This window comes from Tenacibaculum sp., assembly GCF_050290165.1.
Lineage (GTDB): Bacteria > Bacteroidota > Bacteroidia > Flavobacteriales > Flavobacteriaceae > Polaribacter.
This window is the reverse complement of record NZ_JBNKHD010000006.1, coordinates 1-13614: the sequence shown is the minus strand read 5'-3', so window position 1 is coordinate 13614 and position 13614 is coordinate 1. Positions and strand designations below refer to the sequence as shown.

The window sequence follows — 13614 nt, the reverse complement described above, 5'->3', positions numbered from 1 at the left end:
ATTATAAAAACTCAATCAATAACATAGCCCATCCAATAATTAAGAATAAACCACCTAAAGGGGTAACAGGTCCTAAGAATTTCATTTTTTTACCTCTAGCATCCGATAATACCAGACCGTAAATGCTAAAAGAGAATAAAATAACTCCAATAATAAAGCACCAACCTATTAATGGAGCTGAGGAGCTAAAATAACTTCCTGTAAACAATAAGATGAGTGCGTGGTACATTTGGTATTTTACACCCGTTTCAAATGATTTTAATTGCTCTTCGGTTAATACTTTCTTTAAAGCATGTGCACCAAAAGCACCAAAAACTACCGCTAGTAATCCAAAAGCGGCCCCAAAAACTAATATAATTTGTTGTGCCATTATTGTTGTAATTAAAATGAAAAACCAATAGTAAAGGCAACTCTGTCTTCTGATGAGTTTCCTTTAAAATAAGAAACGTTTGCAGTAAATAAATCAACACCACTTAACCATACAGAACCTCCGTAACTGGTATGCCATTTTTTTGAATCTGGCGAATAAGGAGACCAAACGCGCCCGTAATCAAAACCACCGGTAACGCCTATTTTCATAGGGATAACACCAGTTTTAATGCGTCCGAAACGTAAACGTAGGTCATTGCTATGGTAAAAGCTTTCGGTTCCTGAAAAGCGCTCTCTATTAAATCCACGTAAATTACGATCACCACCTATGGTTGCAGCTTGGTAAATTTCAAAACGATTTCCTATGTTTACTTGTGTACCTATTTCTGAAGCAAATACCAATGAACGGTTGTATACTAAATTTTGATACATGGCTAAAGAGCTTTTAATATAACCAAATCGACGGTCGAAATCATCAGCATTTGCTTTAGCCCCTACAGCTAAATCAAAGTTCATTCCTTTAGTTGGGAAACTTACATTATCTACTCGTTTATGGTTAAAGTTTAGCTCACCACCCCAAAAATAGTTGATGTCAAAAATAGCTGTTGGCTGATTGTCAAAATTATTGATAAATCGATTAGGAGTATCTTCAATTTCGATAGATTCAATAATTCCAGAAATTTTAAAAATGCTACCGCCTCGTAACCTTTTTAATAAAGAAGGAGAAAAACTACGTTCTTCTTTTTTAACACGGTAATAATCTAAATCGAAATCTTGATCATAAACACTTTCGTTACCCCATCCAAAGAAGTTAAAAGAGTAATTATCACTTGTAGCTTTGGCATGTAAGTGTAAACTCCATGAACCAATAAGTTCTGTAAATTCACCATTGTATTCTATGTCATAACCACTTGTTGATGAGTAGTAATTTGCAGTAATTGTATGTTGATTTGCAAACGGAGTTTTTTTAAAGCCTTGTTGTGTGTAAGTGAGAGAAGCACCAAAGAAAAAGCCATCATCTGGGTTGCTTCCTAGGCTAGGAAAAACTACCGTAGTATTATTGTTAATGTCTCTATGGTTGTAGGTGTTTTTAAAATAACTATCAGAGCGTAAATCGGCAGTTTCTTTACTTTTGTTTACAGTGTTCTTTTTGGATTTGTAATCGTAAATTTTGGTCTTTTTGCTCCAGCCAGAAACGGATGATTTATCAGTATAAACATCATGGTCTTGCCCTCCAATAATCCTTAGTAAAATTCCATCGTTTACATCCCCAGAAATTAAAAACTCATCATCTCCGTTTAATCCGTAAAGTTGAATTTCTTTTGTTTCTTTTGTTTTAAAAGTACGATTGTAAATTTCACCATCTTTTCTATAAACCGTTACATTGGTTTCATCGTCATCCAATCTTTTAATGATAAACTGATCGTCTTTGTCAGTACCAATAACTTGTACTGTTTTTGCTTGCTTTGTATAGTAGCGTTTAGCAATGTCTTTTAGTTTGTCTCTTCGTGCTTTTATTTTAGCAATGGTTTCTTTTCCATCAATATCATAAATGGCTTTTGGTAATTGCTGAATAGACTTTTCAATTACCTCATCGGTTAAATGTTGTTGAATATATTCAGCTTGTGTATACCAATCCTCTAAAGTGAGTTCGTTTAAAAATTCAGCATCAAAAAAACGAGGGTAGTTATTATACCATTTCATGTTTTTGATGTCATAATCAAAAGTTTGCATATTTTTTACGAGAGGAGCAAATTGTTGAAATAAAGGAATCATTACCCCATCGAATTTTGAAAAAGGCTGATCTCTGTCTCTTGGAATTGGTCTGTAATATGTTTTTCCATCTTCTGTTTTAAAAGAGGCCCAACGCCATTGGTCTTCGTGACGATCCCAATCACCAATCACCATATCAAACAAGCGCGAACGTATAGCCCATTCTTGATCTACACTGTGTTTCCCGTTTTTTCTGATTTTTTCAAGTACATCAAAGGTGCTGATAATGTCTTCAGAGTTTCCAAAATTGTCTAACTCACTTCTATCACCAGCAGGACGCTCTTCCAATAAATACAAACCACCTCCAAAAATATCATTGTATTGCCCTAATGCAGGCTGTTTAGGGAGGTAATACAATCTTGGGTTGGTATGGTAAATATTTACGGCTTCTGCCATATCAGGAATAACAAAAGCAGCATAAGGGTGCGACATGGTGAAAATATCTTGTACCACATCAATTAAAAAGGTACCTTTTAAAATACCTCCCATAATACGACTACCGTCTTTAACCATCGAGCGTAACACAAATTGTTTTCCTTCAGAATTTTCTAATCGTAATGAGTTGGTTTGGTTTCCACCACCACGTCTAATAGGTTGTAAACCGCCAAAAACCTTTTCGAGTTCTAAAACTGGGACTTTTATCGTTTTACCATATTTTTCTCTATGCAAATCTCCCCACATAAACTTATAGAAACCACCAACTTTGGTAGCTTCTGGAGGATAAATGGAAGTTTCTACAAATTCTTTATGCTCATCGTATTCAGGGAAATTAGTAAAATTTTTAGCTGCTCTTGGAGCTATAATTTGTTTGTTAAACAATAACTTGTTTCCATCTTTTGTGTTTGCTGAATAATATTCAATAATAGCCGAACCATCATTGTAGTAGTTTAGTTTTGCGTATCCATGATTTCCGTAAGTAAACTGTGCTCCATAACCTATTAAAGCGGCAGATTCTTTTGATCCTGATCCACTAATAACTTGCTTAAATCCATTTTCTTCTATATACTGTAAGTTGTGTTCATGTCCTGAAACGAAAACAATATTATTGCTAAAATCATCTGCAATGGTTTGTATTCTTGATACAAAGTCAGAATAGTTTTTGTTAAAGATATCAGTTTGAATTCCTGCATGTGAACGCAAGGCGTTTTTAAAAGTTCCTAAAACAGGCAGTGGTTTCATGTGGTCTTTTACCGAGAAGCTACCTCCATGAGGACCATTGCTATACAATGGATGATGAACAGCGACCACAACATTTTTGTATCTGTTTTTTTTGAACAAACTAGAAACCTCTTCAATAAAATGCTCACGAGTTTTGATGTCACAATCTTCATTAATAGTAGGGTGTTTGTCCCAATCGGCAATAAACCAACGGCTATCAATAATAATTAAAGTGATATCATCATTAATGTCTACTTTTTTTAAACCACAACCATTTTCTGGTAAAAAAGAATCACCTCCCAAAGCTTTTTCAACCATTTTTTCTTGACGCTTTAAACCTTTAACACCATTGTACCAATCATGATTTCCTGGAATAAAAATAGTTTTCCCCTTAAAGTCTTTTACAGCGTCAATTTGAGTTTGTAGACGATGCTCAGCTAAAGCTCTTTCTGAACCTTCTTTACCCGGCATTCCGTAAGGATATATGTTGTCTCCTAAGAAAATAGTTGTTGAGTTTTTAGGAGCATTTGCTAATTCTTTTTGAAAGTAAGTTAAAGAAGGAATTGTTTTTCCCATTTTGGCATTACCCGCATCTCCAATTAAATAAAAAGAGTGGATCAACTCTTTTTCTGTTTGAATTGCTTTTGCAAAACCTTTATCTGTGTATTTGGCTTTATAGGATGCGCAACTGCTAACTATTACAATAATAGTTAGATACGTGCAAAACTTGCTAAAGTTCATTAGGTTGAATTTTGGTTATGTAAAAATAAGGGTTTTAAACTAGAAATTATTGCTTAAGCAAGTGCTGATAGTCATCAGGGGTATCTATATCAATTAGATTTTGGGGAGTATTTGCTTCTATGATAATATCACGATGGTTTTGTAAAAAAGCTTTAGCTCCTTTGTCACCTTTTAAACTCAATAACTCACTAAAGTATTTCTCAGAGAAAATAGCAGGAACACCTATTTTATCTTGGTAATTTGAAGCTATGATTTTTGAAGGGTTTTCTTCTGAAATTTTAATTAAACTGTTTAGGTATTCAAAAGTTAGATGAGGTTGGTCTGCCAACATAATTAAGACAGATTCAAATTCTTTTGTTTGCAAATATTTAATTCCATTTACAATACTGGTGCTTAATCCTTCTTGATAATCGGGGTTGTAAATGAGCTCTGTAGTTTTTTTTGAAATGTGTTTTTCTATAATTTCTCTGTTAGCTCCTAACACACAAAACACATTTTTTGTATTTGATTTTTGAGCCTGTTCAATTGCCCACTCTAATAAAGTAGTATTCTTATAAGGAAGCAATTGTTTTATAGTTCCCATTCGAGAAGAACTGCCAGCAGCCAATATAAGAATCGCTGTTTTTTTCATTAGGTTAATTGTGTATTCTTCCAGTGATTTTCTTCAGAGAAAAAACTTCTTTATTACGAATTACAGAAAGTATTTCAGCTAAAATAGATAAGGCAATTTCTTCAGGTGTTTCAGCACCAATATTTAATCCAGCGGGGGTGTGAATTTTTTCTAAAAACTCATCTGAAACTTCTGGGGCAAACTCAAACAGCTCATTAAATAATTTTTCACGACGCTTAGCGGCTCCTAAGATTCCGATATATACTGGATTTTGCTCTTGCAGTTTAATCAACCAGCGTAAATCGTATGTGAAATTATGATTCATAATTACAACAGCTGTATTTTTATTAATACCCGAAAGTTCAATCATTTCAGGTGTCTGTGCAATTACTGATTTTGCATTAGGAAAGTCAGATAATTCTTTTGGGTCTTTTACAGAGGTAATTACATCAACTTCCCATCCTAATTGAGTTGCTTGTGAGCAAAGCTTAACAGCGTCGTGTTCTCCTCCAATAATTAATAAACGAAATAAGGGTTGCAAGATTTGTTTAAAAACAGCCAAGTCATTGATCTTTTCATAAATAAATTCTCTGTTAAAAGAAAATTTTTGTTGATTCTCAAATTGAATTACAGATCCAAAGTTACCATATATTTCATCTTCTTTTTCGAAGAAAGAAGTAATGGTATATGAACTTCTTAATGTGTTGTTATTAGTAAAAGCGTTTATAAATTCTAAGGAAATAGAAAAAGGTTCTAATAAAACGTATAATATTCCTTCACAACCTAAGCGATAACGTCCGTCGTAAGTTATTACTTTAGGTTTATTGTCGTTAAAAACAGATTGAGCTCTTCGTTGTATTTCTTTTTCAACACATCCACCACTAATGGCACCAACTATTTTTTCATCCGAAGATAGTAACATTCGTACACCTGGTTTTCTGTAAGAAGAACCGTCTAAATGTACTACTGTTGCCAATACATTTTGTATTCCTTTTTGTTGGTTTAAAATTGTTTGTTGTATAATTTTTGTAAACTCGTGTGTCATTTTATGCTGAAAAAACTCTTTTAAAAGTACGTTTTTTTTCTCATGCTATTAAAAATAATGCTGGGGAATAATTTATTATTTTAGCAAAAACCTTTTTTATGGAAAGTTTATTACGAGAAGTAGAGAAATATGTAATTGATTTATTAAATGAAAATTTAGACACAAATTTTGTGTACCATAACATAGCGCATACACAACGAGTTCTTGAAAAAGTACTTGAGTTGTCTGCACAAGAAAATCTTTCAGAAAAGGAACAACAAACATTAACTTTGGCGGCATGGTTTCATGATACAGGGTATACTGTGAATGCTGATAACCATGAAGAGGAGAGTGTAAGAATAGCAACAGACTTCTTAATTAAACAAAAAGTAGAAAAGGATGTAATTGAAGAGGTTACTTCATTGATTATTTCAACCAAAATGGGAGAAAAACCTACGAACATTCTGGAAAAGTTATTAAAAGATGCCGATTGTTCGCATGTAGGAAGTAAAAATTACTCTGATTTTAACGAATTATTGCGTAGAGAATGGGAACTCGTTAAAAATGAAACCTATAGCGATATTGAATGGGATAGCACTAATTTAGATTTTTTAACTAAGCATCGTTTTTATTCAAATGGAGCAGCAAGGTTATGGGAAAAACAAAAAAGTAAAAATGTTGCTCAGCTTTTAAAAAGGCAAAAAAAGCTTTCGGAAGAAAATTTCAAAAAGAGACAGAAGAAGGAAGAATTAAAATTAAAAAAGACCAAAATAGAGCTGCCTGAAAGAGGTATAGAAACAATGTTTCGTGTAGCACTTCGTAATCATATTACCTTGAGTGATATTGCTGACACCAAAGCAAATATTTTGTTATCGGTAAATGCTATTATTATTTCAATGACATTATCGACGTTAATACCAAAGCTTGATAATCCGTCAAACCACTATTTAATCATACCAACAATTGTTTTTGTGCTTTTTACTGTGGTATCTATAGTTTTATCGGTGATGGCTACTCGTCCTAATGTTACCGAAGGAAAATTCACCAAAGAAGATGTTGCAAATAAAAAGGTTAACTTATTGTTTTTTGGAAATTTTCATAAAATGAAGTTGCCAGATTTTGAATGGGCAATGAATGAAATGATGAAAGACCGTGATTATTTATACGGTTCGTTAACTAAAGATTTATACTTCTTAGGACTGGTTTTAAATAGAAAATATAAATTACTAAGAATTACCTATACAGTATTTATGATAGGTATTTTGGTAAGTGTAATTGTTTTTTCTATTGCATTTCAAATGCAAGAAAACGCTTCAAAAGTAGGTGAAGCGGTTTCAATGCTTTTGTAAGTGATTATTTAAACTCTTGAATTAACTCGTCAATAGTTATGGTTTTTTGTATGTCAAAATCTTTTTGATATACAACTTCTACGCGCAATGCTTTTAATCCAGAAACTCCTTGTAAATCTTCAATTTCTAGTTTTTCAACTTTACCTAATAAGTTTTTAGATTGTAAGTATTTTATGTATTTGTAATATTCTTGAGCGTCTTTATCTTGAGAATATACTATGGCAATTTTGCCAGGTACTGTTAATCGTTCTTCGGTATCTTTTATATGGGCTTTATCTATGCGTTTTTTGATAATTTCATAACGAATATTATAGGCACCGTCAACATCAAACTGTTTCTCGTCCATTCTAAACTTTATAGCTAAAGGATTACTATGAACTAGGATTAAAGATGCTACACGAAGTTTTTGGTCCATTTTTTCTGTCGCTTTTAACGCAACATTTTCCATTTCGCACATAATTTGCAGTTGCCATAACCGAAGGTTGTATAAATAGAGATTGTCAAATTTCTTATCTCTAGTTAACGATTGCCCTATGTACATGTTATATTCAACACCGTCTGTTTTATAACGCTCAAAATAATGAGGAAACATTTGCTGTGCTTCTTCTTGTTTTGTATCGATAAATGATGCTAACTGATCGTTTATTAGAGTAACACTGTCTTCATACGCTTTACGTTTTTCGTATACTACATGTAAATTAGGGTCTAAGCGATTAATATAAGTGTCAACTAAATCTTTTAGTTCGTTGTTAATTTCTTTGATATGATTAAAAACAGGATAAATTTCGCGTTTTAGAAAATCTAAAATACCTATTTCATCTCCTGCTTTTAAACCTTTTTTTACCTCAGAAAGGTATTCATCAACTCTAAATCGTAATTCTTTATAGATTGGAAGCCTTTCTGATTTACAAGCTTCTAATAACACAGAAATAGCCAAAGATAATTGAGTTGTTAAATCCTCTTTGATGGCTTGATTTCTAGCAATAGAGGAACCTTTAATGTCTGATTGACCATATAAAGGATATACATCAGAAAAAATAATGTCTTCTACTTTAGTTTTTTCCTTTTTTTCAAAATTTTCCCTGTGGAATTTTTCAGCAGCTTCATAAAAACGCCATTTTACTGTAGGGTGAATAGAGGTGTAGTTTTCTTGAATAGTAGCCTCTAATACGTTTTGATGTTCTTCTGAAAAACGATCGACAGCGATTTTAAATAAAGGAATTAAGTCTTGTAATTTATTTTGATTGATAGAATTCAGTTCGAAAGGTCTTGGAGAAGCTATTTCTATAATAGATAAGTCTCCTTTTACTGAGGCTTGTATAGGAACTAAAATAATACTACCAATGTTCATGCTTTTTAATCTCTGATAGAAATTGTTTTCATTGGTTTGTTCTCCGTATTTTTCTACATCAGAAATTGCGAGTGTTTCTTTGTTTAAGAAAAGCTTTTCTAATACATAGTTACAAAAAACTCCATCGCAAGAAATGTCTTTTACGTAATTTAAAACTAAACTTTCTTCTTTTTTAATACGAGAGTAGGCTAAGTTGTTAGCGTCAATTTCAAAAACAGAAAAACCTAACTTTAAGTCATTTATTCCAAAAAACTTACGAAAACTTGTTTGTAAAGTGTTAACTAGATTTTCATCCCTTTTTAGAAGGTTAGTTCTTATTTCTGAGATAATTTCATCAGTAGTTACGTCGAATAAATTCATTATTCCAAACCCCTTAAAAATATAAGATTTAGGAGGGAATTTTTCTTTCCAAACATCAATGTTGTCAAAATTATCAAGTAGTAATTTTATATCATCATCGGTAAGTTTTGGAGCTGTTTCTGAAGGGAAAATATCCATAAAATCAGCATTAAAAGCAGCCCGATATTTTTTTGTACTATTTGTTGTTTTATCTGGAATGTCAAAGAAGAAAGGACGTTTTATATCTATAGGGTAGTTATAAACGCTTTCTAAAATTAGACTACACGCATAAATATACATTACATCACTTTCAAAATTTCGAACTTTTAATTCGTAATCTTCTCCAGCATTTTGTAAAATTTTTTCAAATCGAGAAGTAAATTTAAAAGTAGTGAAAGAAAAAGGGATACTAACCGCTTTAATTTCATTTTCTAAAAGTAATTCAGGAAATAAAGGGTCTAATAGTAGCTCGATAGTTTCTTTATGTTTTTCTAAGAGAGACTCGTCAGAAAACCCATCAATTAATTCAGGAATACTTTTTACTTCCTCAATCATTTTTTTTGATGGTTCATGATAAGGATGCTCTTTGTATTCTTCATCAGCATATTTTTGAAGCAGATTGAAAATCTTTTCAAAACTTATTTTGAGTTTGAAGGGAAGCTCAATAGTATGAATATCTTTCGTTTGTCTAATTTTCATAGTTCTCTATCTATAAATACAAATTTACAAAATTGTAAACAGGTAGTCGATTTTTGTAGCTTCAGCTTTCAAAAAAGAGAATTAAAAAAGCCACTAGTAATTACTAGTGGCTTTTTTATATTGTTGTTAAACTTATTTCTGTCTAAAATAGATACTTATAGGTACACCATTGAAATTATAGTGTTCGCGTAATTGGTTTTCAACATAACGCTTATAAGGATCTTTAATATATTGAGGTAAATTGGCAAAAAATGCAAATTGTGGTGTATGTGTAGGTAGTTGCATACAGTATTTTATTTTGATGAATTTACCTTTAGTAGCTGGAGGTGGGTTGTGTTCCATAATCTCCAACATCGTTTCGTTCAATTTACTAGTTTGAACGCGACGTTTTCTATTTTCAAAAACATCAACAGCAGTTTCAATAGCTTTGAAAATACGTTGTTTAGTTAATGCAGAAATAAAAATAATAGGCACATCAGTAAAAGGAGCAATAGTTTGGCGGATTTTAGCTTCAAAATCACGCATGGTATTGGTTTCTTTTTCTACTAAATCCCATTTGTTAACCAGAATTACAATTCCTTTTCGGTTTTTCTCTGCTAACCAAAATATCTTTTCATCTTGTCCTTCAAATCCTCTAGTTGCATCAATAACCAATATAGCTACATCACAGTGTTCAACTGCACGTACTGCACGCATTACCGAATAGAATTCTAAATCTTCTTTTACTTTTGATTTCTTTCTGATTCCAGCCGTATCAACTAGGTTGAATTCAAACCCAAAACGGTTGTATTTAGTGTCAATAGAATCACGAGTAGTTCCTGCAATATTGGTTACAATATTTCTGTCTTCACCAATTAAAGCATTGATAAATGAAGATTTTCCAGCATTAGGACGTCCTACTACTGCAAAACGAGGTAGCTCATCTTCTTTTAACTCATCATCAAGAGGTTCAGGAATTTCTTCAACAATGGCGTCTAGTAATTCACCAGTTCCACTTCCGTTAATTGAAGAAATGGTGTAGTATTCACCCAAACCAAGATTGTAAAACTCTACTGCATCAGCATCACGCATGGCATTGTCAACCTTATTTACAGCCATAAATAAAGGTTTTTCTACTTGACGTAAAATTTTAGCAACTTCATCATCCATAGGAGTAATTCCTTGCTCAACATCAACTACAAAAACAATAATATCAGCTTCATCTATAGCTAGCTGAACTTGTTTACGTATTTCTCCTTCAAAAATATCATCAGAACCAATTACATATCCACCAGTGTCAATTACAGAAAATTCTTTTCCGTTCCATTCAGATTTTCCATAATGTCGGTCTCTTGTTACTCCACTAACAGAATCAACAATAGCTTCACGACGTTTTACAAGTCGATTAAATAAGGTAGATTTACCTACGTTTGGTCTCCCAACAATCGCAATAATACTCATTTTGTAAAAAAATTTGTGCAAAGATACAATATACTGTATGATTTATGATGAATTTTAAAGAGTATGTAGTTTTTGTTATATTGTTGGGGTTTAATATTTTAATATAATGGATGATAAATTATACAATCAGATTTTTTTAAAACCGCGATTTCGATTAGAATATGAAATGAATTCTGAGGTTTTGTTAGAAGAAATTAAAAAACGGTTGAGCGATGTTTCTAAGTATAAAATGAAGGTTGTAGATAATCATGTTGTTCTTGATGTGCCTGAGAAAGAATCACATTTGTGGTCGCCTCAATTACATCTTGAAATAGAAGAGATTTCTGAAAACTTATCGCTTATAAAAGGATTGTTTGGACCAAAACCTCAGGTTTGGACTTTTTTTATAATTTCTCATTTTATTGTCATAACCATTTTTTTAACTTTTGTTGGTATTGCTTATAGTAACTGGGCGTTACATAAAAGCATGTTCTTTCCTGTAACAATGTTGATTGTTATACCTATTGTATGGGGACTACTTTATCTTGTTGGCCGTTTAGGAAAGGCAACAGGAAAAGGGCAAATGGATGAATTAAAAGAGTACACCAAAAAAATGTTACAAGAGATTAAAAGTATTTAATCTTTGTATCCAAATCGTTTTAGTTGACGTTCATTAGAACGCCAGTTTTTATTGATTTTAACATGTAAATCTAAAAATACTTTCTTGTCAAAAAACTGCTGAAGATCTTTGCGTGCTTCAGTTCCTACACGTTTAATAGCACTTCCTTTGTGTCCAATGATGATTCCTTTTTGAGTTTCACGTTCTACCATGATAACAGAACGGATTTTTATGATATTATCTTCTTCTACAAAGCTTTCAGTTTCTACTTCTACCGAATATGGTATTTCTTTTTTATAATGTTGAAGAATCTTTTCACGGATTTTTTCATTTACAAAAAAGCGCTCAGGTTTATCGGTTAATTGATCTTTTGGGTAAAAAGGTGGAGATTCAGGTAAAAGCTCAATAATTTTGTAAAATACGCTATCCACATTAAAGTTTTCAAGAGCAGAAATTACATATACAAAAGAATTAGGAACTTTCTTTTTCCAGTATTCAATTTTAGTTTCAACCTCTTCTTGAGTAGATTTATCAACTTTATTCAACAATAAAATCACAGGGATTTTACTGTTAATGATTTTGTTGAAGAAAGCTTCGTTTTTCAATTCCTTTTCACCAACTTCTACCATGTAAATAAGTACATCAGCATCTTCAAAAGCCGATTTTACAAAATCCATCATAGATTCTTGTAACTCATAAGCGGGTTTTATAATTCCAGGAGTATCAGAAAAAACAATTTGATAATCCTCATTATTTACAATACCTAAAATACGATGTCTGGTTGTTTGTGCTTTAGAAGTAATAATAGATAACTTTTCACCCACCAATGCATTCATCAATGTTGATTTTCCCACATTTGGGTTCCCTATAATATTTACAAATCCTGCTTTATGTGTCATAGGGCAAAGATAAGCTGTTTTTAGGTAAGAAATGTTTATTTTTATAAGTCTGTTATTGAGTGGGTTAAAAAATAAATTAAAAATAAATGCTTTTTTATTTGGATAAAACAAAGAAAAGGGCGTATCTTTGCAACCGCAAATCGCGGGATAGAGCAGTAGGCAGCTCGTCGGGCTCATAACCCGAAGGTCGCAGGTTCGAGTCCTGCTCCCGCTACTAAGCAAGAGCAATCAGAAATGGTTGCTCTTTTTTTTATATTCATGATTTTTAAAAGGGATTAGTTTTTGAGTATAAAACACTACTTTCATAAAAAAAATAGATGTTATGATTTTTAAGATGTTTTTTAAGAAAAAAATAAGAAGAATAGTAGATAAGGAGTTGGTGCGTGAAAAGGAAGAACTTGATAAGAGGTTGAAAATAGAACAACAACGACTAGGTATAGTTAAGTATTTACTGGATACTAAAAGCTCCTCGGGCACAAAATGTGTGATAGAAAAAACAAGTATTGGAGGCAATGTGTTAGTGCTTGTAAACGAAAATGAATGTGAGGTGAATGTGTTTGATATTGATAAAAGTGCAGTTGAGTTGTCTAATATAGAGTCTGGTTTATGGGCTAAACTTTGGCCAAAAACTAGGAAGAAAGAAGTTTTTGTACAAGACAAGCATAAAGAAGAAGGTAATGGCTTTTTAGAGATAGCAATGAAGCATTTATTTGAGTTTGTAGATGAGACTTCAAAAGAAAAGATTGCATGGAAAATGAAGGATATTGAATATTGTAAAACAAAAGAAGAATTACTTTCTTTATATGAAAGTATGGGTTTTGTGATTAAATATTTTTCAGACAATAGGAATAATACAGAAAAAAAATAATTTTTTTTCACAACAGAAACCACTAATGTTTTCAAGAGTTGTAGGAGGAATTGGAGTGGTTAAGTTGGTAGTTGTTTTCAAAAAAAACATCTAAAAGTTTTTTTTGAAAATAAAATAAATTATACATTCGCGGTAACATAGGCAATATTTGTTTTCTTTTTTCTTATTATAGAATGGCGCCAAAAAATAAAAAAAGAGAAGGTTTTATGTTGTTTAAAGCTTTCTCTTTTTTTATTGAGAAAGCTCAAAAAAGTATTTTTAATTAATTATTTAACCCAAAAAAAAGAAAGTTATGGGATCTTTTAGAGCTAGTTTTGAATTCGCAGGAAAAGAATTCGACGTATTACACACAGAGTACATTTTAAACAGAAACACTGATGCAAAAGGAAAGCCTTC

11 protein-coding genes and 1 tRNA gene are annotated in these 13614 nt (G+C 32.0%); 5 read left to right on the top strand and 7 right to left on the bottom strand.

What is annotated here, in order from left to right:
* Position 1: 1 nt before the first annotated feature.
* From ACQY6M_RS06870 to ACQY6M_RS06855, 4 genes are read right to left on the bottom strand one after another with little or no spacing between them, the layout of a single operon-like run.
* On the bottom strand, positions 2-370 hold the full coding sequence (locus ACQY6M_RS06870; RefSeq protein WP_428742557.1) for a DUF423 domain-containing protein: 369 nt from the start codon (positions 368-370) through the stop codon (positions 2-4).
* Positions 371-381: 11 nt separating this feature from the next.
* Positions 382-4041 (bottom strand): ShlB/FhaC/HecB family hemolysin secretion/activation protein, encoded by a 3660-nt coding sequence (locus tag ACQY6M_RS06865; protein WP_428742556.1) that lies wholly within the window; start codon positions 4039-4041, stop codon positions 382-384.
* Between the two features lie 46 nt (positions 4042-4087).
* A complete protein-coding gene (locus ACQY6M_RS06860) occupies positions 4088-4672 on the bottom strand; it encodes a nucleotidyltransferase family protein (RefSeq protein WP_428742555.1) in 585 nt (194 codons plus the stop codon).
* Between the two features lie 4 nt (positions 4673-4676).
* Positions 4677-5696: an XdhC family protein gene (locus tag ACQY6M_RS06855; RefSeq protein ID WP_428742554.1), complete on the bottom strand. Its 1020-nt coding sequence runs from the start codon at positions 5694-5696 to the stop codon at positions 4677-4679.
* Between the two features lie 98 nt (positions 5697-5794).
* Between ACQY6M_RS06855 and ACQY6M_RS06850 the strand changes: the two genes are divergently transcribed.
* The gene (locus ACQY6M_RS06850; RefSeq protein ID WP_428742553.1) at positions 5795-7024 is read left to right on the top strand and encodes a Pycsar system effector family protein; all 1230 of its coding nucleotides are present in this window, start codon (positions 5795-5797) and stop codon (positions 7022-7024) included.
* 4 nt (positions 7025-7028) lie between these two features.
* Here ACQY6M_RS06850 and ACQY6M_RS06845 read toward each other — a convergent pair whose 3' ends face one another.
* A complete protein-coding gene (locus tag ACQY6M_RS06845) occupies positions 7029-9413 on the bottom strand; it encodes a GAF domain-containing protein (RefSeq protein WP_428742552.1) in 2385 nt (794 codons plus the stop codon).
* A gap of 132 nt (positions 9414-9545) precedes the next feature.
* Entirely contained in the window at positions 9546-10853 is a 1308-nt protein-coding gene (gene der / locus ACQY6M_RS06840; RefSeq protein ID WP_428742551.1) for a ribosome biogenesis GTPase Der, read from the bottom strand.
* A 106-nt stretch (positions 10854-10959) separates the two neighbouring features.
* On the opposite strand from der, the gene ACQY6M_RS06835 reads away from it, so the two are divergent.
* Positions 10960-11472: a GTP-binding protein gene (locus ACQY6M_RS06835; RefSeq protein ID WP_428742550.1), complete on the top strand. Its 513-nt coding sequence runs from the start codon at positions 10960-10962 to the stop codon at positions 11470-11472.
* Here ACQY6M_RS06835 and era read toward each other — a convergent pair.
* A complete protein-coding gene (era, locus tag ACQY6M_RS06830; RefSeq protein ID WP_428742549.1) occupies positions 11469-12350 on the bottom strand; it encodes a GTPase Era in 882 nt (293 codons plus the stop codon). The genes ACQY6M_RS06835 and era overlap by 4 nt on opposite strands.
* 141 nt (positions 12351-12491) lie before the next feature.
* On the opposite strand from era, the gene ACQY6M_RS06825 reads away from it, so the two are divergent.
* From ACQY6M_RS06825 to tssD, 3 genes are all read left to right on the top strand, one after another.
* A tRNA-Met gene (locus ACQY6M_RS06825) sits at positions 12492-12564 on the top strand.
* 108 nt (positions 12565-12672) lie between these two features.
* Positions 12673-13218 carry a hypothetical protein gene (locus ACQY6M_RS06820; protein ID WP_428742548.1) on the top strand — a complete coding sequence of 182 codons (546 nt, stop codon included), beginning with the start codon at positions 12673-12675 and terminating at the stop codon, positions 13216-13218.
* A gap of 292 nt (positions 13219-13510) precedes the next feature.
* A partial coding sequence (gene tssD, locus ACQY6M_RS06815) for a type VI secretion system tube protein TssD (protein ID WP_428742642.1) occupies positions 13511-13614 on the top strand: 104 nt, incomplete at its 3' end.

Excerpts from the sequence above, each read along its gene's own strand:
- ACQY6M_RS06870 (WP_428742557.1), bottom strand. The coding sequence starts at position 370 with ATGGCACAACAAATTATATTAGTTTTTGGGGCCGCTTTTGGATTACTA.
- ACQY6M_RS06865 (WP_428742556.1), bottom strand. The coding sequence starts at position 4,041 with ATGAACTTTAGCAAGTTTTGCACGTATCTAACTATTATTGTAATAGTT.
- ACQY6M_RS06860 (WP_428742555.1), bottom strand. The coding sequence starts at position 4,672 with ATGAAAAAAACAGCGATTCTTATATTGGCTGCTGGCAGTTCTTCTCGA.
- ACQY6M_RS06855 (WP_428742554.1), bottom strand. The coding sequence starts at position 5,696 with ATGACACACGAGTTTACAAAAATTATACAACAAACAATTTTAAACCAA.
- ACQY6M_RS06850 (WP_428742553.1), top strand. The coding sequence starts at position 5,795 with ATGGAAAGTTTATTACGAGAAGTAGAGAAATATGTAATTGATTTATTA.
- ACQY6M_RS06845 (WP_428742552.1), bottom strand. The coding sequence starts at position 9,413 with ATGAAAATTAGACAAACGAAAGATATTCATACTATTGAGCTTCCCTTC.
- der (WP_428742551.1), bottom strand. The coding sequence starts at position 10,853 with ATGAGTATTATTGCGATTGTTGGGAGACCAAACGTAGGTAAATCTACC.
- ACQY6M_RS06835 (WP_428742550.1), top strand. The coding sequence starts at position 10,960 with ATGGATGATAAATTATACAATCAGATTTTTTTAAAACCGCGATTTCGA.
- era (WP_428742549.1), bottom strand. The coding sequence starts at position 12,350 with ATGACACATAAAGCAGGATTTGTAAATATTATAGGGAACCCAAATGTG.
- ACQY6M_RS06820 (WP_428742548.1), top strand. The coding sequence starts at position 12,673 with ATGATTTTTAAGATGTTTTTTAAGAAAAAAATAAGAAGAATAGTAGAT.